Source organism: Ruegeria sp. AP7 (genome assembly GCF_056539905.1).
In genome coordinates, this window is record NZ_JBQFVT010000010.1 from 88,733 (window position 1) to 111,839 (window position 23,107).

Below are 23,107 nucleotides of genomic sequence, written 5' to 3' on the forward strand. Positions count from 1 at the left end.
GCCCTCTGTTCAAATCATATCTTTCGATTTAGGTATTAACTCTATGTTATACCTTACACTCCGCCAATACGAATATGTCTGCGCCATTGGTCGACATGGCAGCCTGTCTGCGGCAGCACAGCGCCTGAACGTCTCGCAACCCGCCTTGTCCAATGCGCTGACCCGGGTCGAATCACATTTGGGATATCCACTCTTTGCCCGAAGGCGGGGTGCCGCGATGGCATTAACCCCGCAAGGCCGCAAATTTATCGAAGAAGCCGAAGCCGTGTTGAACCGAGCAGCCCTATTAGAACAGTCAAAACAGCCGCTAACCGGCGAGAACCGATTGCGCCTGGGATGCTTCGTCGATTTGGCCCCCTTTCTTCTGGCCCAGTCTCTGCACCGTCTGCGAGAGGCCTTGCCCGATGTCGTCCTGACACACGGGGTTGAAACGTTCGAAGGTCTGATTTCCGGCCTGATCGATGGCAGATATGATTTTGCGCTTACGTATGATCTGGGCATGGACGCCGGTTTTTTGTGCAAGAAGCTGTTCGACAGCACGCCACATGCACTGCTTTCACCCGATCATACACTGGCGAGGGCCGAGCAGGTGACCCTAACCGAGCTCGCGGCACATCCATTGATTCTGTCCAAAGAGGGTCTGTCCGCGCAGCATGTGCTCGCGCTCTTCAGACGCAAAGGTCTGAATCCCACAATCTCGCACCGGGCGGAATCACTCGAGCTTTCGCGTAGTCTGGCTGCTCATGGGGAAGGTATCGGGATAAGTTATACCAGCCCTAAAAGCGGCTTCAGCTATGATCAGGTCCGCCTGGTAAGCCTGCCGATCATCGATCCGGACGCAACCGAAGCCGTCGTTTTGGCGCGGCATGGCACGGGGCCTGCCGATTCACTGATCACGCAGGCCGAACATGCATTGGTTACGCTGTTACGAAAGGATTAGCGGTTATTTCTTCCGCAAGCGGATCACCACATCGACCGATGCGATTTCGACGCCTTCAGGAGCTTCCGGCAATTGCTGAATCACCAATTGGTCTGACGGCGCATCGCTTAGGCGGCTTTCGTCTTCCCAATAGAAATGCGGATGGTCGTGCGTATTGGTGTCGAAATAGCTTTTGGATCCGTCCACAGTGATTTCCTGCAGAACCCCGGCATCGCAGAACGCGCGTAATGTGTTGTATACGGTCGCCAGCGAAACCGCGTCACCTTTGGCTTTTGCGGATTCAAACAGGCTTTCTGCGGTCACATGACGATGCAACCCGTCACCCACAAGCAATTCGGCCAAAGCAACCCTTTGGCGCGTGGGGCGCAAACCTGCGTCAACCAACCAATTTGCAGCGATGTCACGGCTCTGAGGTGTCATGAATCCGATACCTGTGTTTTGCTGCCCTTAATATAAGTGCGCCCGACCTGCAATTTCAAATGAAATTCATTCGCAAGAAGTATACGTGTCACGGCATGATATGGCGTGCTGGTCTTGCAGGACCTTGCAAACGGGTGCTAGACGAGACCAGATATAACGAACAGACCCAGGCAGGAGAGGCGGCAGAATGGCCCAATTCCCAAGCAGTTTTGACAAGGACGATCTGCTGAAATGCGCCCGCGGCGAGCTTTTTGGCCCTGGCAACGCGCAGTTGCCCGCCCCGCCGATGCTGATGATGGACCGGATCACCGATATCTCGGGCGATGGTGGTGCGCATGGCAAAGGCCATGTACTGGCCGAATTTGATATTAAACCCGACCTTTGGTTCTTTGACTGCCATTTCCCCGGCAACCCGATCATGCCCGGCTGTCTGGGCTTGGACGGTCTGTGGCAACTGACCGGCTTCAACCTCGGTTGGCGCGGCTGGCAAGGCCGTGGCATGGCCGTTGGCGTTGGCGAGGTCAAGCTTACCGGGATGGTACGCCCGGACCGGAAGATGCTGACCTATAAAATTGATTTCAAAAAAGCGATCCAAACGCGCCGTCTGACAATGGGTGTGGCAGATGGCATCGTCGAAGCCGATGGCGAGTTGATATACGACGTCAAGGACATGAAGGTCGTTCTGTCAGACGCCTGAGCCTGACCGACCGAAACAAGGAGTACGCACATGCGTCGAGTAGTCGTCACCGGTTTGGGGGTTGTGTCCTCGATCGGGAACAACGCTGAAGAGGTGCTTGCCTCGCTGAAAGCAGGCAAATCCGGCATTGAGGCCAACGAACAGATGGTCGAACATGGCTTTCGCAGCCAGATCGCCGGATCGCTGAAAATCGACGTGGCTGATCACGTGGACAAGCGCACACTGCGGTTCATGGGACCGGGCGCGGCTTATGCCCATATCGCGATGAGCCAGGCCATCGCTGATGCCGGGCTGACCGAAGATCAGGTCGTTAATCCGCGCACCGGTCTGGTCGCGGGTTCGGGCGGACCTTCGACCAGCGCGATGCTGACCGCACACCAAACCGTGCTGAAAACCGGCGCGACCAAACGGATCGGCCCGTTTGCAGTGCCTAAATGCATGTGCTCGACGATTTCAGCGAACCTTGCGACCGCGTTCAAGATCAAGGGCATCAACTATTCGATTACCTCTGCCTGTTCGACGTCGCTGCATTGCATCGGCAACGCTGCGGAACAAATCATGCTGGGCAAGCAAGATGTAATGTTCGCGGGCGGCGGAGAGGAACTGGACTGGACCCTGTCCTGCCTGTTCGACGCGATGGGTGCGATGTCGTCCAAATATAACGACACGCCCAACAGAGCCTCACGCGCATTCGATCAAAACCGCGACGGATTCGTAATTTCCGGTGGTGGCGGCATTGTGGTTCTTGAGGACCTCGAACATGCGCTTGCGCGTGGTGCGAAAATCTATGCCGAAGTGACCGGCTATGCCGCTACATCGGATGGGCACGATATGGTGGCCCCTTCTGGAGAAGGTGGCGAGCGCGCGATGCGTCTGGCGCTGTCGACCGTGCCCGAAGGCCGCAAGGTCGGCTATATCAACGCCCACGGCACCTCGACCCCGGTTGGCGATGTAGGCGAAGTCGAAGCCGTGCGCCGTATCTTTGGCGAAGGCAATGTCCCTCCGATTTCATCAACCAAATCGATGACCGGCCACGCGCAGGGTGCGGCTGGCGCGCTTGAGGCGATCTTCTGCCTGTTGATGCTGGAACATGATTTCATTACTCCGTCGATCAATGTCGACACACTTGCCGAAGGCATCCTGCCCGGTGAAATTGCAACTCAAGTAGTTGAAAACGCAGGACTGGACAGCGTGATGACCAACAGCTTCGGCTTTGGCGGCACCAACGGATCCATGGTTCTGTCGAAGTATAACGGGTGAACAAGATGTCGGATATTCTCAAGGGTAAACGCGGCCTGATCATGGGCGTTGCAAATGACCGCTCGATTGCATGGGGCATCGCCAAAGCCATGCACCAGGCGGGCGCTGAACTGGCTTTCACCTATCAGGGCGAGGCATTCGGCAAGCGGCTGGAACCTCTGGCCCAGAGCCTTGGCAGCGACTTCATGGTCGATGCGGATGTCACCGATGACGCATCACTAGAACGCGCATTTGGTGAGTTGGGAAAGCGCTGGCCGACCATCGATTTTGTCGTCCACGCTATCGCCTATTCGGACAAGAACGAACTGACGGGCCGTTTCCTGAACACCACACGCGCAAACTTCAAGCATTCAATGGATGTGTCGGCCTATTCGTTTATCGAGGTCGCGCGCCGCGCCTATCCGCTGATGAAGGACAATGGCGGCACGCTGCTGACCCTGACCTATCAGGGTTCGAACAAGGTGGTGCCGAACTACAACGTCATGGGCGTAGCCAAAGCGGCGCTGGAATCTGCGACCCGTTATCTGGCAAACGATCTGGGCCCCGACGGCATCCGCGTCAACGCCATCTCACCCGGCCCTATGAAGACGCTGGCCGGTGCCGCCATCGGCGGAGCGCGCAAGACCTACAAGTTCTGCGACCAGAACGCCCCCATGCGTTCGAACGCCACGCTTGAAGCGGTTGGCGGCACTGCCGTTTATCTGGCTTCAGATGCGGGAAGCTACACCTCGGGTGAGATCATCCGCGTCGATGGCGGGTATCATATTCTGGGTATGCCTCAGCCCGAGGCCATGTGACCATATCTTTCCCTGCGGGTGCCAAGATTTGACCATCTTTGCCGCGCAGGGATTACGATATGAGCAAACTTGAACAAATCCTTGCGAGTAACGCGCGCTCGCCAGCGTTGAAACGCAAGTCAGGAAGCGGACGTGCACGCCTGTTCCTGCTAATACTCACATCGCTGCTGATTGCCTTTGTGTTTCTGACCCAACCGCCCGTACGCGATGCGGTTGAGCCTATGTTGTCACAGATCCCCGGCCTTTGATCTGAACGGGATCAGTTGATCGAAACTATTTCGATATCAAAGACCAGATCCTGCCCCGCCAATGGATGATTTGCATCCAGGGTCACAGTCGCCTCATCTACTTCGACAACAGTCACTGGCAGCGCCTGACCGTCAGGTGTTTGCATCTGCAATTGCGTGCCGGGTTCCAGCGGAATGTCATCCGGGATGCCTTCACGCGGTATTTGTTGCCGCATACCCGGATTGATCGGACCATAGGCTTCAACGCAATCAATCTCGACACGCTTTTTCTCGCCAATCTCCATCCCTGGCAGGGCAGCATCCAGACCGGGGATGATCTGCCCGGAACCAACCGCAAACTCAAGCGGATCGCGCCCCTCGGAGCTGTCGAAGACTTTGCCGTCCAACAGAGTTCCGGTGTAGTGGATGCGAACGGTGTCGCCATCTTTTATTGCGGTCATGGGGGCCTCCGGCCTGAAAGGAATGAACGGCGCAGCCTAGAGGCTGACACGGCATTGTAAACCCTGCCCTCTTTAACCCCGGAACCGGTTGTGGTTACCTGCGCCCGATCAGGGGAGGATCGGATGGCTATCACCACTTGTGTATTCGACGCGTATGGCACTCTGTTCGACGTGGCTGCTGCTGCCCGGCAGGCCGCAGCGGAACCGGGGTTCGAGGCGCTGGCGGATAAATGGCCTGAATTGGCCAATCACTGGCGTCTGAAGCAACTGCAATACACTTGGCTGCGTGCTGTCGCTGATGCGCACTGTGACTTTTGGGACGTCACGCAAGATGGGCTGGATTGGGCGTTGGAAGCGGTTAGCCTGCAAGGGGATAACACCCTTCGGCAGCGCCTACTGGATTTGTATTGGGAGTTGCAGGCCTTTCCCGAAGTCCCCGAGATGCTGAAGGCGCTAAAAGAGGGCGGGATGCAGACGGCCATCCTGTCCAACGGTTCACCTCCTATGTTGGATGGTGCGGTTCAATCTGCTGGGATCGGAGATGTGCTTGATGACGTGTTGTCGGTTGAAAGCGTCGAGGTCTTCAAACCCCATGCCAGCGTCTATGACCTCGTGCAAAACCGGTTTGGCTGCGCGCGTAACGAAGTGCTATTCGTCAGTTCAAACGGCTGGGACGCCGCTGGGGCAAGCGGCTATGGATTTGTTACCGCTTGGGTGAATCGTGCAGGGGAACCGATGGACCGCCTGCCCTGGAAACCTGCCCATGTGCTGTCTGACCTGACAACGATCCCGCAATTGGCGGGGCTTTGATGGCGTATTTCACCACTTCGGACGGTAAGCGCCTCTATTACGAAGACACAGGTACAGGTCAGCCACTGCTTTGCCTTGCGGGTTTGACCCGAAATTGCCGAGACTTTTCATTTTTTGCACCGCATGTGGCGGATCTTCGAATGATTTCGATGGATTATCGCGGGCGCGGAAAATCCGATTTTGATGCGAACTACATGAATTACAACATCCTGCGCGAGGGGCAGGATGCAGTTGAACTGCTGGATCACCTGGGCTTGGGTAAGGTGGCACTATTGGGCACCTCGCGCGGGGGGCTGATCGTCATGGCGCTGGCCACCAGCCATCCTGACCGTTTGGCAGCTGTGATCCTAAACGACGTTGGTCCGGTGATCGAACTCGGTGGTATTGCCAAGATCATGGGCTATGTCGGCAACCGCCCAACCTCAAAAACCTACGACGATGCGGCTCACGCCCTTGGGGTCATGATGGAATCGCAATTCCCAGGTATCTCTTTGGACATCTGGAGGCAGCAGGTTGAGAACCAATACATCCAGACCGATACCGGACTGGACCTGCGCTATGACCCTGCCCTGAGGAACGCTCTGATCAAACAGGCGGCAAACACGCCCGCTCCTGACCTCTGGCCTATGTTCGACGCGTTGCACGATATCCCGACTGGCGTTATTCGGGGTGCGAATTCCGACCTGCTGAGCACTGCCACAGTACAAGAAATGCACGCACGCCACCCTAAACTGATCTCTACCGAAGTACCGGACCGTGGTCACGTTCCGTTTCTGAACGAACTGCAATCCCTCGACCTTATCCACCAAATATTGGATGCCACATGAGCAACATTGACATGATCGAAGCCGCAGCCGACAGGCTGAAGGGGCACGTGCGCGAGACCCCGCTTCTGTCATCACCTTTTCTGGATGAAATCGCGGGTCGCCGCGTATTGGTAAAACCCGAATGCCTGCAACACACCGGTAGTTTCAAGTTTCGCGGCGCGTGGTCCGCAATCTCTGCGCTGGATGACGCGGCGCGCAACCGCGGCGTGATCGCCTATTCTTCGGGCAATCACGCGCAGGGCGTTGCCTATGCAGCAGCTCAACACGGGATATCTTCAGTCATCGTCATGCCGTCGGATGCGCCGAAGCTGAAGATTGAAAACACCCGCGCGCTGGGGGGTGAAGTGGTCCTCTACGACCGTGCAACCGAAAGCCGCGAAGACATCGGTGAAGCGCTGGCTACTGAGCGCGGTTTGACTCTGATCCGACCCTATGATGAGCCGCAAGTGATTGCAGGGCAAGGTACGACCGGATTGGAGTTGGCGCGTCAGGCGCGCGAGCTTGACGTGACCGAAGGCGATGTCCTCGTATGTTGCGGCGGAGGTGGGTTGACCTCTGGCATTGCGCTGGCTCTGGAACATCATGCGCCCGGCCTACGCGCGCGCCCATGTGAGCCCGAGGGGTTTGACGATGTGAAACGCTCTTTGCAGCTTGGCGCGATCCAGAGCAACAATGCCTCATCCGGCAACATCTGCGACGCAATCCTGACACCGCAACCGGGGCGAATTACCTTTCCGATTCTTCAACGGCTTTGCGGCCCCGGACTTGCAGTATCTGAACAAGAGGCACTGCACGCCGTGGCCCTCGCCTTTTTGCGCCTCAAGATAGTGTTGGAACCAGGTGGAGCGGTGTCTTTGGCGTCAGCGCTGTTTCGGGAAGATCAGATTGAAGGGGATACCGTGATCGTCGTGGCCTCGGGCGGGAATGTAGATCCGCAGATATTTGAACAAGCGTTGGAATTCCTTACCTGACAATCGGAAGCGATCAGTGCAAAATCTGATCGAGTTTGTTTTATTAGGCACCCTGAACAGACGGGGACCGATTGCATGCGTATCGCTGACCTGAAAGACGTAAGTCTACACTATCGAATTGACGGAGATGTCGACGGAGCCCCCATTGTATTTGCCAATTCACTGGGTACCGACATGCGCCTTTGGGACCCGATTATACCTTTTCTACCCAAAGGGTTACGGATCATCAGATTCGATAAACGCGGACACGGATTATCGTCCCAACCGGCCGCCCCATACTCAATGGGGAGCTTGATACGAGATGCTGAACAACTGCTGGATCAGCTCGAGGTAAAAGACTGCGTGTTTGTCGGCCTGTCCATCGGCGGTATGATTGCGCAGGGATTGGCGGTAAAGCGCATGGACCAGATCCGCGCACTGGTGCTGTCGAATACCGCTGCCAAGATTGGGACGCCTAAGATCTGGCAAGATCGTATGGCAGCCGTTCGCGCCGGTGGGATCGAAGCCCTTGCTGACGCCACAATGGAGCGTTGGTTCTCGAAACACTTCCAGTCCGGCCCTGAGATGCCCTTGTGGCGAAACATGATGGTTCGGCAACCAGTTGAGGGCTATCTGGGGTGTTGTGCCGCAATTTCGGGCACAGATTTCTATACGCCCACCAGCGGCCTGCGGCTGCCCACATTGGGAATTGCCGGCAGCGAGGACGGTTCGACTCCGCCCGATCTGGTACATGAAACGGTTGATCTGATACCTGGCTCGCGCTTTGCACTGATCCGACGGGCGGGTCATCTGCCATGTGTCGAGCGCCCGCAGGAATATGCCGAATTGCTTGGCAATTTCCTGATCGAGATCGGCCATATCTGAGGGAGAAAGAGTTGGCGGACTTCTTACTAGTCCACGGGTCATGCCACGGTGCCTGGTGCTGGCGTGACCTGATTCCGGAATTGACCACATTCGGGCATTCTGCCCGCGCTATCGATATGCCAAGCCATGGTTCGGACCCAACTCCAATTCAGGATGTGACCCTCGAAGCGTGCCGGGATTCAATTTTGAAAGCCTCAACACCACAATCGATCATCGTGGCACACTCCTGGGGTGGTTATCCCGTCAGCGCCGCTGCCGAGGCTGATCCGGACGCCATGCGGGGTGTAATTTATCTCAGCGCATATGTCCCGCAATCCGGGCTTTCCATGATTGAAATGCGTAAACGCGCGCCTCGCCAGCTGATAGGTGATGCCGTCGAAAAATCCTCTGATGGTCTATCGTATACGGTTGTGCCGGATCGGGTTCATGATCTGTTCTACCATGACTGCCCGCATGAGGTTGTGGCCTACGCGTTTGGTCGCTTATGCCCCCAAGCTATCGCGCCGCAAGCGACGCCATTAGATACAGGCAAAAACTTCGCCAGCGTCCCAAAAGGATACATCCGAACGACTGATGACCGTACAGTGCCGACCGAGTATCAAGCCGAAATGGCTGGATGCGCAGACGCCGGTATGTGCCTGACCATCGACAGTTCTCATTCACCGTTCTTCTCGCACCCTGAGCATCTGGCCGGATTGATGCACCAGATCTCGGAACGAATGTGACCGGGGCCCGATGACAAGCGATCGCAATCACCGCTAAGGCGGGGTGCAAAACTGGCCCAGCTATTCGTTCGGCTCTTGTGGAATGCGAGGCGGAAAGATTGATAACAGCCTGCTGCATTTATGAACGCGCGCGCCGCATTGGCATAACAACGACATATACGTGACGGAAACCACCTTGCAGGTTAGGCCGGGACAGGCCACCGTGAGCTCAAACGGGAACGGGGAAAAACATGCAATCCATCAAAGCAGCCGTGTGCAGGGCGTTCGGCGAACCGCTGATCATCGAAGACATTCTGATCGCGCCACCTGGAATGGGTGAGGTAGAAGTTATGCTGGAGGCCGTGGCAATCTGCCATTCGGATATCTCATTCGCCAGCGGGGCATGGGGCGGTCACCTACCTGCCGTCTACGGGCATGAGGCCGCTGGGATAATCTCGGCAGTCGGAGACGGTGCGGGCGATTTTAAGGTTGGTGATCCGGTGGTCGTGACACTGATCCGTGCGTGCGGGTCATGCCCCTCTTGCGCTGGGGGAAAACCCACAATTTGTGAAACGCCCTATGACACGATCAAAGGACCGCTACGAACCGCAGACGGGGGCGCATTGGAACAAGCGATGGCTTGCGGTGCATTTGCCGAGAAAGTCGTGGTCAGCCATCGTCAGATCGTCAGAATTCCCGAAACACTACCAAAGGATCTCGCAAGCTTGCTCTCGTGCGGCGTGATCACCGGGGTCGGTGCAGCCGTCAACGCTGCTGAATTGCGCCCCGGGCAGGATGTTGTAGTGATTGGTGCCGGTGGGGTTGGCCTAAATGCGATTCAAGGCGCACGTATCGCCGGCGCGCGCCGTATCGTTGCTGTCGACATGACCGAAGAAAAGCTTGAGATCGCTGAAGAGTTCGGAGCGACGCATGGCGTTCTGGGCAGCCTCAAGGAGCCGTGGAAAGCCGCGTATAAAGCGCTTGGCGGGCGTGGAGCAGACGCGGTTCTGATCACCGTTGGCGCTATCCCAGCCTATGACCAGGCCCCGCGCTATCTGGGCCGCGGTGGCAAAGCGATCATGATCGGGATGCCGCATTCTGGTGACATGTCCAGCTATGAACCCGTCGTTTTGGCAGCGCTTGGGCAAGGCATGGTTGGGTCAAAAATGGGAGACGTTGTGATCCAGCGCGATATTCCATGGATGATTGATCTTTATGAACAGGGGCGGCTGAAACTGGACGAGTTGATCTCGGGTCGCTGGTCCCTTTCACAGATCAACGAAGCCATCGAGGATACCAAGACCGGTGCTGCTAAGCGCAATGTGATCATGTTCGACCGCGAATGAACCCCTGAAAGGAGCGCCTGATGAAACTGCAGGATCTCGATGTCATCGTTACCGCCCCTCCGGCCCCAGGCTGGGGTGGGCGCTATTGGATTCTGGTCAAAGTCTCGACCGATACGGGTGTGGTTGGATGGGGAGAATGCTATGCATCCTCGGTCGGACACGATGCCATGACCCATGTCATCCGCGATGTGTTCGAACGGCACATGCAAGGGGAGAACCCCGAGAATATCGAATTGATGTTCCGGCGTGCATACTCCAGCGGATTTACGCAGCGCCCGGATCTGACTGTCATGGGCGCGTTTTCGGGCTTAGAGATCGCATGCTGGGACATTCTTGGCAAAGATCGGGACCGACCGGTCTATGCACTTCTGGGCGGCAGGATGAACGACCGTATCCGGGCCTATACCTATCTCTACCCGCTTCCTCAGCACGATCTGGCTGACTTCTGGACCTCGCCGGAACAGGCCGGTGAAAGTGCGGCAGAAATGGTTCGACGCGGCTACACAGCTATCAAATTCGATCCGGCGGGGCCCTATACGATCCGCGGCGGGCATATGCCTGCTATGTCGGATATCTCAATGTCAGTTGCATTCTGTAACGCCATTCGCGAGGCGGTCGGAGACAAGGCCGACCTGCTATTCGGCACCCACGGTCAGTTCAACACCGCCGGAGCAATTCGCCTAGGACAAGCGCTGGAGCCCTATTCACCTTTGTGGTTTGAGGAGCCCACTCCTCCGGACATGATCGAAGATATGGCTCGCGTGGCGCGCAATGTCCGCATACCTGTCGCGACGGGTGAGCGGATGACGACCAAGGCCGAATTCGGCGCGGTATTGCGCTCAGGCGCCGCCGAAATACTGCAACCCGCACTTGGCCGTGCAGGCGGTATCTGGGAGATGAAGAAGGTCGCCGCCATGGCCGAGGTTTTTAACGCGCAGTTGGCACCGCATCTATATGCGGGCCCGATTGAATGGGCTGCCAACATTCATCTGGCCGCATCGATTCCAAACCTGTTGCTTCTGGAAAGTATCGAAACGCCGTTTCACGACCAACTGATCAAAGGAAGCATCCGCGTCAACGAGGGCTTTGTCACTCCTCCCACCAAGCCCGGGCTTGGTATTGACGTTGACGAGGACCTTGCGCGCGCACACCCCTACATAGGTAATGGTCTGCACTTAGAGATGCAGGAAGCGCCCTGCGACTATGTAAATGGAAATGCATTTCAGGGCGGCGCTCCTGTGGTCGAGGGGTGACAATCGGACGGCAAGTAAGGCATATTGATCCGACCCAGAAGTAGATCTTAGGTTGTTGCGTGAGACCTCAGGATAACGACACTCAAATTTTGTCGGGGGAAACCCCCGCAGATATGAAAGAAAGTGCGGCACGGGCAGCGGTATTCCTTAAGGCCCTGGCACATGAAGGTCGCCTGATGATCCTGTGCCATCTGGGAGACGGCGAGCGTTCTGTAGGAGAGTTGGAGGATTTGCTGGAGCTTCGGCAGGCAGCGGTCAGCCAAATGCTTGCACGCTTACGCGACGAAGGACTGGTAAAAACCCGACGCGATGGCAAAACGATCTATTACGCACTGAATGATGGCAAAGCTGCGCAGATGATCGAACTTCTCTATAGCCTGTTTTGTGAGCCAGATGCCTAGGCCGATCAGTTCGAGACATATCCTGCGATAACCTGCAGCAGCTTGAAGGCTGTGGCAGCATCATTTTCGACCACGGCCAGGAATTCTTCTTCACCAATTCGCAGACAGGACAGGTCCGTTTCTGCCACCATGCTCAGGGCCCGTGGCTCTTTACGGATCAATCCGAGCTCACCGACCAAAGCACCAGCGCCAACGGTTATGATAAGTTGGTCGTCCTCGCCCGAACGCGGCAGATAAAGACCCGCTTCGCCTTCGAGGACGACATAGGCCCCATCGGTTGGCTGGTCGTCCTTTAGGAACACCACCTGGCCGGCCTTGGCCTCGAACCAACGCGCACCAAAGGCCAGCAGGCGGAGCTGACGGCGGTCAAGACCCGAGAACAACGGTGTTTGTTCCAGCGCTCGCAATTTGCGACTCAGGTCGGCAGATGCAGCGCTGTCACCCTCGACGTCGGTTGGGCCTTCGCCAGTCACGACCCGACCCTGACGAATTTCGACATGCATGTCGAAAACATCTGGATTTTCGAACGTATCATTTAGGTAGATTACCGTAGTTTCGGGCAAAAGTTCACGCAGATTTTTGTAAACCGCGACCTGCGTTTCCATGTCATAGCTGGCCAACGCAGTTTCCAGGATCAAAATGTCCGGCTTTTTGATTGTTGCGCGCGTAAAGGCCAAGGGTTCAGCAAACACCGCCGGCAAGTTCTGACCACCAAGTGAAACCGGCACATCATAGATCAGTTCAACCACCAACGGACGCGCGCCATTTTCAGCCAACGCATCGACGATCAGCTTGCGTGCCTCATCGGTTCGCGCACCACCAATCTGGCTGACCTTACCGAATAACGCATTTTCCATGACAGTCAGGCCAGGCGCAAAGGCGTTCTCATTCAAAGGCACAAAAACGTCGTGCAGAGGTTCCAGCAATTTTTCCGAGTGGCTGTGGCGAAGCTCGAGGATGCGATTTTTTAGCTCGTCCGAAAACGCAGGACCGATCTGTTCCGCCGAGATCACAAACGGCACCGACAACAAGCTGGCCAATTGCTCGTCGTCCAAGCCCTGTGTGCCTTCTTTGCGGGTTTGCTCAACCAATTCGACCGCCGCCTCGTAGGTTTGAGCCTCGAGCCCGAGTTTGCGGAACAATGGGTGGTCGGTTCCATCCAGTCCGAAGATCTGGCGTAGCATTTCAATCACGTCACGGGTCAGACTGACCAGAGTTTCATCCAGCCCCAGCTCACGCAACTGACCCAGAAACACGGTTTGGCGCGCCAAAAGTTGTTGATTGACTGGCACGCAGGGCGTCGCGAACAAGAGGTTTTCAGCAACCGGTAATGCGGGGTTATAAGTGGACCGGTCAAAAACCAAAGCTTGCTCGGCTAGACCAGCCTCGCGCACTGCCTGTTGTACCAATGGCCGCAGCTCAATCAGTTTGGCCGCCAACTGCGGATGTTCATTGGGATCAAATGCCTGTTCTGCCCCGCGCTGAAACAGGGCGGCACCTGAACCCATGCCGTCTATCAACTGCAGCCACCATTCACGCAACTGATCGGTATCGTCAAAACCGGCCAATCCCGGATCAAACCATTTGGTATCTATTGGATCCGCGCTGTTACCCGCGCGCAGCGTTTCCGCAAAATTCGGATCATCAGATGAGGTGGACAATGGGCGGGGGCGCATCGGCATAATCACGTTCTCGCCCAACGTACCCTGAAACATCACCGGCCGAGAGGTAGCCAGACCGATCCGCGCTGCCACAACGCTCTGATGCAGGCCTGCCATATTGATGCCGCCGATTTCGATCCGTCCAGAGGTCGGTGCAATCTCTCGGATCAGCAATTCGGTCAGTGCATCACGATCTTCTTCGCTGGTTGCCGAGATACCAATGGTCTTGCCGGCCGGAAAAGTCAGGTTCAGATCGTCAAGCACCTGATTGCCATCAATATCGCGAACCGAGACCCGGTCCAGCACGATATCACCATTCAAGTGGGGGCGTTCAGAAGGCTCGCCTTCGAACAGCGACTCGTCAATCATGCCTTCCGGTGCGAATCGCTCGATCACAACATCCCACCGCAGCGACATATCCTGCGTTTGGTTGTAGTAGGTCAGCAGTTCCTTCCAAGGAGAGCTCAGGTCTTTGTAGGCGGCCAGCGCGGCCACCAATGCGCCCAGAGAAACCGACCCCTGCAATACCAGCAGGCCTCCGACGAGATAAAACATGAAGGGCGTTAGCTGCGAGATGAAGTTGTTGATGAACTTCATAAAGAACTTTTTCTGATAGATCTCAAAGCGGATGGCAAACAACCGCCCCAGCTGATCCGAGATCATCGCACGACGATACCGCCACCCCCCATTGGCACGCAAAGTCGATGCACCGGCGGCATTCTCACCGATCTGGGCGGCCAGTACGCGGACCTCCTGGATGCGCTTCTTGTTCAGCAAATTGATTTGACGCTGCAGTTTGGGGATCAACCAGGCCTGTAAAGGAATCAAGGCGACGGCAGCCAGACCGAACCAGACGCTTTGCAGAAACAGAAAGGACAGAATCGTGATCATCTGACCCGCCTGCAGCACAGGCTGACTGATCGCATCCCCCATCAAGCCTCCCATGGGCTCGCTTTCAGCGGTGACCATCGACACCATTTCGCCCTGGCTCACACGCTCAAAATAGGGCTGCGGAAATCTAAGCGCGCGATTGATCAACTGATACCGAAATCGACGCAGCATCCGTTCGCTCAAAACACCCTTCATGGTGTTGATTCGCATTTTCATCAGACCATGCGCCAGCACCGCAGCCAGAAAGGCAAAGCAGAGAATCGTCAGGAATGCAGTTTGTGTCAGGCTATATCCCCAAACGTCGATAATCTGACTGGTCGCACCGATTGCATCATTGATGATGCGTTTGGGGAGCTCCAAGGTGAGATAAAGTAATGGAAATAGCGTCGCAGTCACGGCCAGTAGAATCAGCTGATCGCGTTTGGAGTATTTCCAGATGAACCGAAAGATCGTTCGCTCGATTGAACCCGCCCCTACTAATGACCCACCGCTCAAATCACTGATTTTGGTGTGAATACAACGGCACGAATTTACCGCAATCGTATCCTCAGACGCAAATGAAAATCCGATTTGCGCTTATTTCGCGTTGTGTGAACAAGTTCATTTGCGCGGCAGGCCATTACCCCCTAATCTTCTGATTCAGGACGATATCGGGAGGATACATTTGCCTGCCAACTTTGGCGCTGTGTTTCTGTTGCTCTGCCTGCTTCAGATCAAGCACATGTTCGCCGATTATTATTTACAGACGCCCAAAATGCTTTCTGGGCGTGGCACGTATTTCCACATGGGACGCGCGCAACATGCAGCTGTGCATGTTGTGGGATCGGTTATTATCTTTGCGCTCTTTCGTGCGCCGATAGAATTTATTCTGATCATTGCTGCATTGGAATGGATCGTGCATTTCCACATAGATTTCGCAAAAGCCAATTACTCAGACCGCAAACAGTTACAACCCAATCAGGCAGCTTTCTGGCGCGCTGCTGGTCTGGATCAATTGCTTCATAACCTGACCTATATCGGGATGGCCTGGGCCTGGGTGGTCTTTGCAGCCTGAAGCTTAAGGCACGGTCGGTTGATTTCTTTTGATTGTACGCAACACCACATTGGTCTGCGCACTGGCAACGGCTGGCAGCCGAAACAGGAAGTCCTCCAGAAACGTATTGTAAGCCGCCAGATCTCGGCAAAGGACACGCAAGTGGTAGTCCGCCTGCCCCGTGGTTGCATAGCATTCCTGGATTTCGGGGCTTAGTTCCACCGCTCGGATGAAGTCGACGATTTTGTCCGGATCGTGTCGCGTCAGATGCACATGTACGATTGCTTCGAACGTCAATCCCATCGCCGGTGGGTTCACCAAGGCACCATAGCGTTCGATTATCCCTGCGTCTTCAAGAGCGCGCACTCTGCGCCAAAGCGCCGAGGCCGACATCCCCACTGTGTCGGCTAAATCTGCATTCGAAATTCGACTGTCATTCTGCAGCAGCGTCAGAATTCGGCGGTCTCGGTCATCTAGAGCAATCATATTGGATATTCTAATCGGAATTTTGATATATTGTGAGTTTTTTCTCCAAAATATTACATCTCAGCACACAAAATGGAACGGTTAACCATTCGAACTGGGTTAAAATATCCTCAACCAAAGGCATAATCCCATGGACCCGATGCAATGAGCCACCTCGACCGAAATATTCGCACCTATCAACTCGACGATCGCTATTCCCTAACTCAAGGCCGGGTCTTTTTGACGGGCACTCAGGCCCTCGCGCGGATCATGATGGATCAGGCGCGGCGCGATCGGCAGGCAGGTTTGAATACATCAGGTTTTGTCTCTGGCTATCGCGGATCGCCATTGGGCGGGTTGGACCTGGAGCTGTGGCGCGCCAAAGAGCGATTAATAGCAGACAGAATCACCTTCATGCCCGCTGTGAACGAGGACCTCGGCGCTACAGCCGTACTGGGTGCCCAACAGGCCACGTTGGACCCACATTGCGAAGTCGAGGGCATCTTTTCGATGTGGTACGGCAAAGGCCCTGGCGTCGACCGTTCAGGCGATGCGTTAAAACATGGCAATGCTTATGGTTCCGCCCCGAAAGGCGGCGTGCTTGTGGTGGCGGGCGACGACCACGGTTGCGTCAGTTCGTCGATGCCGCACCAATCGGACGTGGCCTTCATGGCGTGGTTTATGCCCACATTGAACCCGGCCTCGGTCGAGGAATATCTGGAATTCGGCGAATACGGATTCGCTCTTTCCCGCTTTTCGGGCACATGGGTCGGGTTCAAGGCGATCTCGGAAACAGTAGAAAGCGCGCGTTCGGTCGACCTGCGCCCGGACCGCAGTTTCACCCCACCCCGGATCGATCTGCCAGAACGCGGCTTGCATGTGCGGACGGCCGACCTGCCCTCGCCTGAAATCGAGACCCGCATACAACACAAACTGCGTGCCGTCCGGGCATTTGCCGAAGAAAACCCCATCGACCGACGCATCTATGACATCGACAACGCCAAATTCGGATTTGTGACCACCGGCAAAGGTCACCTTGATTTGATGGAGGCGCTGCGTTTGTTGGGCCTTGATCAAGCCGCTTGCCGTCGCTTGGGGATCGACATCTACAAGGTCGGGATGGTCTGGCCGCTGGCCCGCCGCAACGCGTTGCGCTTTGTGAAAGGCAAGGCCGAGGTTCTGGTCGTCGAGGAAAAGCGCGGCATCATCGAAAGTCAGTTTAAAGAGTACTTCTATGACTGGCCCGGCGATAAACCCCACAAGATGGTGGGCAAATATGACAGCCATGGTGAACCGCTGATCCCGTGGACCGGGGAACTCAGCCCGTTGATGCTGGCCCCCATCGTAGCCGCCCGCCTTGACACGTTCTTTCCAGAAGAAAACCTGCCTGCTAAAGCGCGCGCGCTGACCGAGACGGAAGCGCCCGTGATCAACGTCCCGGGTGCAACGCGAACGCCCTATTTCTGCTCGGGTTGCCCGCACAACACCTCGACTAAAGTACCCGAAGGCTCCACTGCTGCCAGCGGCATCGGGTGCCATGTCATGGCATCATGGATGGATCGCGAAACCGTCGGCTACGCTCAGATGGGCGGAGAAGGCGTGCCTCACGTGGTGGCCTCACAATTCAATGGCGGCACGCATATCTTTCAGAATCTGGGCGAAGGGACGTGGTACCATTCGGGATCCCTCGCGATCCGACAGGCGGTCGCGGCAGGAACGAACATCACCTATAAAATCCTCTACAATGATGCGGTCGCAATGACCGGAGGGCAGCCGGTGGACGGGCCAGTCAGCGTGGCAGGCATCGCGCAAACCTGCCGCGCCGAGGGGGTCGAGCGGATCGCACTGGTCTCGGATGACATCACCAAGTTCTGCCGTGCCGAATTCCCTGCGGGAACTACATTTCATGACCGGGCAGAAATGGACAGCCTGCAACGCGAGCTGCGCGACATACCCGGTGTCACCGTTCTGATCTACGAACAGACTTGCGCGACCGAAAAGCGACGCCGCCGCAAGCGCGGCACGATGGAAGACCCAAAGAAATTTGTTTGGATCAATGATCTCGTCTGCGAAGGCTGTGGCGACTGTTCGGTGGCATCGAACTGCCTTAGTGTCGAGCCGCGTGAAACGCCTCTTGGCCGCAAGCGCAAGATTAATCTGAGCTCCTGCAACAAGGATTTCTCGTGCCTGAACGGGTTCTGCCCCAGTTTCGTCACCATTGAGGGCGCAACTCGGCGCAAGCAGAGCGTTGATATGGATCTTGATGCGCTTGAGGCGGGACTGCCCCTGCCCTCAGCCGCATCTTTGGAGTCCCCCTTTGATCTGCTGGTGACAGGCGTCGGAGGCACCGGAGTGGTTACAGTCGGGGCCTTGATCACCATGGCGGCGCATCTAGAAGGTAAGGGGGCTTCGGTTCTGGATTTCACCGGATTTGCACAAAAATTCGGAACCGTACTGAGCTATATCCGCCTCGGTAAAGAACCTGATACGCTCAACCAGGTGCGCATTGATCAGGGCGCTGCGGATGCGGTGATCGGATGCGATGTGGTCGTAAGCTCGGCCCCCAAAGCATCGGCTCACTTTGCGCCGGGGACGCGCGTCGTTCTGAACCGGGCCGAGATGCCTACCGGAGATCTTGTGCTGCATCGTGATGCCCAACTACGGGTTGACGCGCGGGAGCAGGCGATTGCAGACGTAGTGGGTGCGGAAAATTTAACCAGCCTAGACGCAAACGCGATGGCCGAGGCGCTGTTAGGCGATACGGTCTTCGCCAATGTCATTATGTTGGGCTATGCTTGGCAAAAGGCGCTGGTACCTGTGTCACACACCGCGCTGTCGCAGGCAATTTTTCTAAACGGTGTCGCGGTCGAAAAGAACCGACTGGCTTTTGCCCTTGGACGGTGTTTGGCAGTTGATCCGGAACGCGTTCAGGGATTGGCTCAGCCGACCGAGACAGAGGACACACTGGACCAGATGATCGAGCGGCGGGTTGCCTTTCTTACTGACTATCAGAACGCCGAATATGCCAACCGCTACGCACAGCGGATCAAGGCGATCCGATCGTCAAAGTCTGATATCTCGGACCGCCTTGTTGAGACGATTGCTCGAAATCTGTTCCGTTTCATGGCCTATAAGGACGAGTTTGAGGTCGCCCGACTGCAGACATCTTCTGACTTTTCTGAGGAGCTGGCACAGCAGTTCGAAGGTGATTTCAAAGCCAAATACCATTTCGCCCCACCGCTGCTGAGTTGGCGCAAGGATGAGCGCGGGCGACCGGTCAAGATTGCGGTGGGCGTATGGATGCGCCCGGTTCTGCGTGGTCTTTCAAGGTTGCGCGGATTGCGCGGATCACCTCTGAACCCGTTCGGATATCACGCCGAAGCGCGGCTGCACCGTAATATCCTGAATTGGTTTGAAGGGCTTCTGAACATGTATCAGACTAATCCGACAGCACGAGCAGAAGCAGAGTGGTTGCGCGCGTTCTCGGCGGCGGACCAGATACGAGGGTTCGGACCGGTACGCGAAGAGAGCTTCGAAACAGCGCGCGCAGAGGTGTCTTAACCGAGAACCGAAAAGCTGCTTTCGGTATTGATGGGCCGTTTGCGGGAATAAAATCCGGTGTCGATTGTTCGGCCTAAATAGGGCAACTCGAACTGCAACGGATTGGCATCATGATCTGCGCCGCCTTCGACATAGCCGATCAAAGCGGTCATCATCTTGCCCGCGATCGGAGCATTTTTGTATTGGTTCCCGCTGGTGCCGCAGGCCATGTAGAACCCCGGAAGGCTGGATTTATCATAGATCGGAATCCAATCTGTCGATGCATCGTACAAATCCACGACGCCCCTAGTGCGTGAGGGTATCCCCAGGCTGGGAACGCGTTGCGCGTAACGCATGGCTTGCGTTGTCCATTGGTCTGTAAAGTCGTGGTTATAATTCACGTCATCTTCGCACCACTGATGCGGATCGCACGCCGGATCTTCCGAGCCGATCAGAATGTGGTTGCCATGCTCAGGGCGGCAATAAAGGGCGATGTCGCTATCTGAGACAATTGTTCCTTGTGTCTCAAAATCAAACCCTTCGGGTGCCGGTACATGCACGACTTCCTGCCGCAGCGGGCGGGTCTGGATGGTCATGTCACCCAGAACCCCAGCCATTTCGTTAACAATTGCCGACCCGGGCCCAGCGACGTTTACAACAACTTTGGAATGAATCTCTTCACCCGAGGCAAGTTTGACGCCCGCAACGCGGCCCTCGCTGGTCAGTATTTCACGCACCTCAGCACCGGTGCGAACGTCGGCACCATGCAACTTCGCCGCATCCATAAGGTTTTGGGCCGACAACGCCGGATCTGTCACATATCCCGCGTTCGGCCAGAAAACCGCGCCTTGAACATGTGCCCCGTTCGATTGCCCAAACTGTGGATCATCCATGCGCCGCGCCGGAGCGAAGCTGTCTAACGTGTAAATCGGCAGACGTTCCGTAATCTTCTCCGGTGTCCATTCTTCAAAAGGACAGTCCAGTTCGGTACTGTACTTCTTATGATTTTCAAGAAATCCATTGGCCTCCGTCTTCATGACCATACAGCCGGTTTCACGGAACTGTGCCAGATTGGCATCATCGGACAATCCCAGATAATCTGCCCAATCACGCCAATAATGGTATCCCTCCCAGGCGAAGGCCGTGCCATCAAAAGTCGAATAATGCATCCGAACGATGGCGCATGAACCGGCGGTCGATCCATGCCCAACTTGCGTATTGCGGTCCAGTGACAGAGTCTTCCAACCCGCCTTAGCCATCTCGAAGGCGATGGCGGCCCCAATTACGCCGGTTCCGATAATGATTGCATCAGGTTGGCTCATGTCCTGTCCTCTCCCAAAGGCGTTTCGCATAGTCGCTGAATTCGGATACTTCTTCGGGTCGCGGCTCAACCCCAGTGAAGACGTAAAGATAGTGTGGCACCATCGATAGCCTGGTCGCCATCGGCTCGTTCAACTGCGCCAGATCATATCCGATCTGCATATAGTACAGTACGCGTGCACGAGTCTCGGCTTCGGTCTCATCATAGTTGAAACGGATGAACATCGTGCACAGCGCTGCCAGACGTCTCGCGTCGGATTGATCCAACATGCGTCGCACTTTTCCAGATCGTCGCGCCCAATCTCGAACGGCAAAATCAAGCGCCGTATCAAAAAGCTCTGAGTTCACGACACAACGCTGAACATTGCAAACGGCCGCCGTTATCGTCTCTGCAGGCAGTTCGGATTGTGCGATCAATGCTGCCGTGTTGGTCGCCTGCCATCGCGCCAGCAACGCATCCAACAACTCCTGCCGGGACTTGAAGTACCAGTAGAACGAGGAGCGCGAGACCGCCATACGTTCCGCCAGGTTCATGACCTTCACCTGCTCGACCCCATCCGAGATCAAGACGTCCATGGCGACGTTCAACCAGTCATCACGTGTGACCTTAATATTGCCGGTCAAGGGTTCAGCTTCCGGATCGTCCCGGTGGAGGATTGGTTTTGTGCTCATTCAACTCTCCGGCGGTGCACCGCCTGCTTCCGTGCGACGTGCGATGAATTCATGCAACGCGCCAAGACGGCTCACATCCTGGGCTGGGGCTTCGAAATTCGCTAGAATTTCTTTCCAAACGCCTGTCGCCCGGTGATTTGCGTCGACCGAACCACGCTCGGTCCAAGTCCCGAAATTGGCATAGTCATGAATATGTGGCTCGTAAAATGCAGTGTTGTAACGTTCCATCGTCTGGCTGGTCGCGAAGAAATGCCCGCTGGGTTCAACTTCGCTCAGCGCGGAATCGAAACCTATCTCTGAACTATCTGCCTGCGCTCCGGCGCAAAGTTCGGCCACCATGTTCAGGACTTCTGCATCACAGATCATCTTTTCGAAGGACACCGTCAGGCCACCTTCAAGCCAACCGGCTGAGTGAATGATCACTGTCGCTCCGGCCATTAGGCAGCCCCAAAGACCGAACTGGTTCTCGTTGGCTGCCTGTACGTCATTGATGTTCGAAGCCGACCCTGCCGCCGATCGCCAAGGCAGGCCCAAGTGTCGCGCGAGTTGCCCCGCGGCCAACGACGCCTGAAAATGCGAAGGCGTTCCAAACGCAGGCGCACCGGATTTCATATCAACGTTGCTGGTGAAGGTCCCATAGCACACTGGCGCGCCGGGGTTTGTCAGCTGCGTCAGGGTCAAAGCCGCGAGCGCCTCGGCATGCGACAGGGTGATGGCCCCGGCAACAGTGATTGGCGCCATCGCGCCCATCAGGGTAAATGGAGTGATGATCGACATCTGCCCGTGGCGCGCAAAATCGATCAGCCCTTGCGCCATCGGAATATCCAGCGTCCGCGGGCTATTGGTGTTGATGATCGTGTAACAATGCGGATTGACCCGAAACTCATCATCGCTTAGCCCGCGCGCGATGGACAGCATCTCAAAACAGTCCATCACCTGAGGCGTTCCGCGCGAGAAGAAGAAGGGGAACTTGTCCGTCAATTCCATTTGCGCTTGGGTGGTGAAATAGTGCCGGACGTTGGTGGGTACGTCCTGCGGTTCGACCTGTGGCGAGATCATCTGGAAGACATCGAAATGATGCGTGAGCTTGAGGAACTCCAGATAGTCTTGCCCGTTTGCAGGCCTGCGCCCGCGCTCCAGGTCAGTCGCATTCGGAGCACCAGCCCCGGGTTGGAACACCAAAGAACCGAGCTCCAGCGTGAAATCCCTGCGCCGCGCCCCGGCGCGGCAGGCAATGGATTTCGGGGCCGACGCCACCGCAGCCTCGACCATGTCGCGCCCGATGAAGACCATCTCATTATCTTCATTCACGCGCGCACCACCCTGCGCATAAATCCGGCGCGCCTCGGGCAGCAGGACCTTCACACCCAATTCTTCCAGCGTGCGCAAGGCCGTCTCGTGCATCTCAGCAATCTGATCCGCCGGAAATACTTCCATCTGCGGAAACGGATTGCGCAGCTGACGATAGTTCACGTCACGACTGGGTTGCGGGACCGCCTCGGCCCCACGCCCTCGGCGACGGCGTCTTCCGGCCTCTGCTTCCATGA

Annotated in this window: 22 protein-coding genes; 15 read left to right on the top strand and 7 right to left on the bottom strand. The window is 56.3% G+C overall.

Features of this window, described 5'->3' with window-relative positions; all coding sequences use genetic code 11:
• Positions 1–43 precede the first annotated feature (43 nt).
• Positions 44–940, top strand: coding sequence for a LysR family transcriptional regulator (locus ACR0KN_RS16710; RefSeq protein WP_480655127.1), 897 nt, complete (start codon positions 44–46; stop codon positions 938–940).
• Between the two features lie 3 nt (positions 941–943).
• Here the strand turns inward: ACR0KN_RS16710 and irrA are convergent, their stop codons facing one another.
• The gene (irrA, locus tag ACR0KN_RS16715) at positions 944–1,360 is read right to left on the bottom strand and encodes an iron response transcriptional regulator IrrA (RefSeq protein ID WP_170477572.1); all 417 of its coding nucleotides are present in this window, start codon (positions 1,358–1,360) and stop codon (positions 944–946) included.
• Between the two features lie 187 nt (positions 1,361–1,547).
• Here irrA and fabA point away from each other — a divergent pair, with 187 nt between their 5' ends.
• From fabA to ACR0KN_RS16735, 4 genes are read left to right on the top strand one after another with little or no spacing between them, the layout of a single operon-like run.
• Entirely contained in the window at positions 1,548–2,057 is a 510-nt protein-coding gene (fabA, locus tag ACR0KN_RS16720) for a bifunctional 3-hydroxydecanoyl-ACP dehydratase/trans-2-decenoyl-ACP isomerase (RefSeq protein WP_170477575.1), read from the top strand.
• Between the two features lie 30 nt (positions 2,058–2,087).
• Positions 2,088–3,317 (top strand): beta-ketoacyl-ACP synthase I, encoded by a 1,230-nt coding sequence (fabB, locus tag ACR0KN_RS16725; RefSeq protein ID WP_480655130.1) that lies wholly within the window; start codon positions 2,088–2,090, stop codon positions 3,315–3,317.
• A gap of 5 nt (positions 3,318–3,322) precedes the next feature.
• Positions 3,323–4,114 carry an enoyl-ACP reductase FabI gene (locus ACR0KN_RS16730; protein WP_480655132.1) on the top strand — a complete coding sequence of 264 codons (792 nt, stop codon included), beginning with the start codon at positions 3,323–3,325 and terminating at the stop codon, positions 4,112–4,114.
• 59 nt (positions 4,115–4,173) lie between these two features.
• Entirely contained in the window at positions 4,174–4,362 is a 189-nt protein-coding gene (locus ACR0KN_RS16735) for a hypothetical protein (protein ID WP_480655134.1), read from the top strand.
• Between the two features lie 11 nt (positions 4,363–4,373).
• Here ACR0KN_RS16735 and ACR0KN_RS16740 read toward each other — a convergent pair whose 3' ends face one another.
• Positions 4,374–4,802: an FKBP-type peptidyl-prolyl cis-trans isomerase gene (locus ACR0KN_RS16740; RefSeq protein ID WP_170477588.1), complete on the bottom strand. Its 429-nt coding sequence runs from the start codon at positions 4,800–4,802 to the stop codon at positions 4,374–4,376.
• A gap of 123 nt (positions 4,803–4,925) precedes the next feature.
• Between ACR0KN_RS16740 and ACR0KN_RS16745 the strand changes: the two genes are divergently transcribed.
• The 8 genes from ACR0KN_RS16745 (at position 4,926) to ACR0KN_RS16780 (ending at position 11,978) form a co-directional block, all read left to right on the top strand.
• Positions 4,926–5,612 carry a haloacid dehalogenase type II gene (locus tag ACR0KN_RS16745; RefSeq protein ID WP_480655136.1) on the top strand — a complete coding sequence of 229 codons (687 nt, stop codon included), beginning with the start codon at positions 4,926–4,928 and terminating at the stop codon, positions 5,610–5,612.
• Positions 5,612–6,439, top strand: coding sequence for an alpha/beta fold hydrolase (locus ACR0KN_RS16750; protein WP_480655138.1), 828 nt, complete (start codon positions 5,612–5,614; stop codon positions 6,437–6,439). Before ACR0KN_RS16745 ends, ACR0KN_RS16750 begins: the two co-directional genes overlap by 1 nt.
• Entirely contained in the window at positions 6,436–7,410 is a 975-nt protein-coding gene (locus ACR0KN_RS16755; RefSeq protein ID WP_480655141.1) for a threonine ammonia-lyase, read from the top strand. The genes ACR0KN_RS16750 and ACR0KN_RS16755 overlap by 4 nt, the downstream gene beginning before the upstream one ends.
• A gap of 75 nt (positions 7,411–7,485) precedes the next feature.
• On the top strand, positions 7,486–8,274 hold the full coding sequence (gene pcaD / locus ACR0KN_RS16760) for a 3-oxoadipate enol-lactonase (protein WP_480655143.1): 789 nt from the start codon (positions 7,486–7,488) through the stop codon (positions 8,272–8,274).
• An 11-nt stretch (positions 8,275–8,285) separates the two neighbouring features.
• Positions 8,286–8,999, top strand: a complete 714-nt coding sequence (locus tag ACR0KN_RS16765) for an alpha/beta fold hydrolase (protein WP_480655145.1) — start codon at positions 8,286–8,288, stop codon at positions 8,997–8,999.
• 230 nt (positions 9,000–9,229) lie between these two features.
• Positions 9,230–10,324 carry a Zn-dependent alcohol dehydrogenase gene (locus tag ACR0KN_RS16770; RefSeq protein ID WP_480655147.1) on the top strand — a complete coding sequence of 365 codons (1,095 nt, stop codon included), beginning with the start codon at positions 9,230–9,232 and terminating at the stop codon, positions 10,322–10,324.
• 20 nt (positions 10,325–10,344) lie between these two features.
• Positions 10,345–11,577, top strand: a complete 1,233-nt coding sequence (locus ACR0KN_RS16775; protein WP_480655149.1) for a mandelate racemase/muconate lactonizing enzyme family protein — start codon at positions 10,345–10,347, stop codon at positions 11,575–11,577.
• A 113-nt stretch (positions 11,578–11,690) separates the two neighbouring features.
• Positions 11,691–11,978 (top strand): ArsR/SmtB family transcription factor, encoded by a 288-nt coding sequence (locus tag ACR0KN_RS16780; RefSeq protein WP_170477613.1) that lies wholly within the window; start codon positions 11,691–11,693, stop codon positions 11,976–11,978.
• A 5-nt stretch (positions 11,979–11,983) separates the two neighbouring features.
• Here the strand turns inward: ACR0KN_RS16780 and ACR0KN_RS16785 are convergent, their stop codons facing one another.
• Positions 11,984–15,025: an ABC transporter transmembrane domain-containing protein gene (locus ACR0KN_RS16785; protein WP_480655151.1), complete on the bottom strand. Its 3,042-nt coding sequence runs from the start codon at positions 15,023–15,025 to the stop codon at positions 11,984–11,986.
• A gap of 169 nt (positions 15,026–15,194) precedes the next feature.
• On the opposite strand from ACR0KN_RS16785, the gene ACR0KN_RS16790 reads away from it, so the two are divergent.
• Positions 15,195–15,584 (top strand): DUF3307 domain-containing protein, encoded by a 390-nt coding sequence (locus ACR0KN_RS16790; RefSeq protein ID WP_010437966.1) that lies wholly within the window; start codon positions 15,195–15,197, stop codon positions 15,582–15,584.
• Between the two features lie 3 nt (positions 15,585–15,587).
• Here ACR0KN_RS16790 and ACR0KN_RS16795 read toward each other — a convergent pair whose 3' ends face one another.
• Positions 15,588–16,049, bottom strand: a complete 462-nt coding sequence (locus tag ACR0KN_RS16795) for an Lrp/AsnC family transcriptional regulator (protein ID WP_170774964.1) — start codon at positions 16,047–16,049, stop codon at positions 15,588–15,590.
• A gap of 144 nt (positions 16,050–16,193) precedes the next feature.
• Here ACR0KN_RS16795 and ACR0KN_RS16800 point away from each other — a divergent pair, with 144 nt between their 5' ends.
• Positions 16,194–19,589, top strand: coding sequence for an indolepyruvate ferredoxin oxidoreductase family protein (locus tag ACR0KN_RS16800; protein WP_480655153.1), 3,396 nt, complete (start codon positions 16,194–16,196; stop codon positions 19,587–19,589).
• Here the strand turns inward: ACR0KN_RS16800 and ACR0KN_RS16805 are convergent.
• From ACR0KN_RS16805 to ACR0KN_RS16815, 3 genes are read right to left on the bottom strand one after another with little or no spacing between them, the layout of a single operon-like run.
• On the bottom strand, positions 19,586–20,890 hold the full coding sequence (locus ACR0KN_RS16805; RefSeq protein WP_480655155.1) for an NAD(P)/FAD-dependent oxidoreductase: 1,305 nt from the start codon (positions 20,888–20,890) through the stop codon (positions 19,586–19,588). The genes ACR0KN_RS16800 and ACR0KN_RS16805 overlap by 4 nt on opposite strands.
• Entirely contained in the window at positions 20,877–21,560 is a 684-nt protein-coding gene (locus ACR0KN_RS16810) for a TetR/AcrR family transcriptional regulator (RefSeq protein WP_170545690.1), read from the bottom strand. The genes ACR0KN_RS16805 and ACR0KN_RS16810 overlap by 14 nt, the downstream gene beginning before the upstream one ends.
• Complete coding sequence (locus ACR0KN_RS16815) at positions 21,561–23,105, bottom strand: trimethylamine methyltransferase family protein (protein ID WP_480655158.1); 1,545 nt, start codon at positions 23,103–23,105, stop codon at positions 21,561–21,563.
• Positions 23,106–23,107: the final 2 nt, after the last annotated feature.

Coding starts and splice junctions, on each gene's coding strand:
- ACR0KN_RS16710 (WP_480655127.1), top strand. CDS start 44: ATGTTATACCTTACACTCCGCCAATACGAATATGTCTGCGCCATTGGT.
- irrA (WP_170477572.1), bottom strand. CDS start 1,360: ATGACACCTCAGAGCCGTGACATCGCTGCAAATTGGTTGGTTGACGCA.
- fabA (WP_170477575.1), top strand. CDS start 1,548: ATGGCCCAATTCCCAAGCAGTTTTGACAAGGACGATCTGCTGAAATGC.
- fabB (WP_480655130.1), top strand. CDS start 2,088: ATGCGTCGAGTAGTCGTCACCGGTTTGGGGGTTGTGTCCTCGATCGGG.
- ACR0KN_RS16730 (WP_480655132.1), top strand. CDS start 3,323: ATGTCGGATATTCTCAAGGGTAAACGCGGCCTGATCATGGGCGTTGCA.
- ACR0KN_RS16735 (WP_480655134.1), top strand. CDS start 4,174: ATGAGCAAACTTGAACAAATCCTTGCGAGTAACGCGCGCTCGCCAGCG.
- ACR0KN_RS16740 (WP_170477588.1), bottom strand. CDS start 4,802: ATGACCGCAATAAAAGATGGCGACACCGTTCGCATCCACTACACCGGA.
- ACR0KN_RS16745 (WP_480655136.1), top strand. CDS start 4,926: ATGGCTATCACCACTTGTGTATTCGACGCGTATGGCACTCTGTTCGAC.
- ACR0KN_RS16750 (WP_480655138.1), top strand. CDS start 5,612: ATGGCGTATTTCACCACTTCGGACGGTAAGCGCCTCTATTACGAAGAC.
- ACR0KN_RS16755 (WP_480655141.1), top strand. CDS start 6,436: ATGAGCAACATTGACATGATCGAAGCCGCAGCCGACAGGCTGAAGGGG.
- pcaD (WP_480655143.1), top strand. CDS start 7,486: ATGCGTATCGCTGACCTGAAAGACGTAAGTCTACACTATCGAATTGAC.
- ACR0KN_RS16770 (WP_480655147.1), top strand. CDS start 9,230: ATGCAATCCATCAAAGCAGCCGTGTGCAGGGCGTTCGGCGAACCGCTG.
- ACR0KN_RS16775 (WP_480655149.1), top strand. CDS start 10,345: ATGAAACTGCAGGATCTCGATGTCATCGTTACCGCCCCTCCGGCCCCA.
- ACR0KN_RS16780 (WP_170477613.1), top strand. CDS start 11,691: ATGAAAGAAAGTGCGGCACGGGCAGCGGTATTCCTTAAGGCCCTGGCA.
- ACR0KN_RS16795 (WP_170774964.1), bottom strand. CDS start 16,049: ATGATTGCTCTAGATGACCGAGACCGCCGAATTCTGACGCTGCTGCAG.
- ACR0KN_RS16800 (WP_480655153.1), top strand. CDS start 16,194: ATGAGCCACCTCGACCGAAATATTCGCACCTATCAACTCGACGATCGC.
- ACR0KN_RS16805 (WP_480655155.1), bottom strand. CDS start 20,890: ATGAGCCAACCTGATGCAATCATTATCGGAACCGGCGTAATTGGGGCC.
- ACR0KN_RS16810 (WP_170545690.1), bottom strand. CDS start 21,560: ATGAGCACAAAACCAATCCTCCACCGGGACGATCCGGAAGCTGAACCC.
- ACR0KN_RS16815 (WP_480655158.1), bottom strand. CDS start 23,105: ATGGAAGCAGAGGCCGGAAGACGCCGTCGCCGAGGGCGTGGGGCCGAG.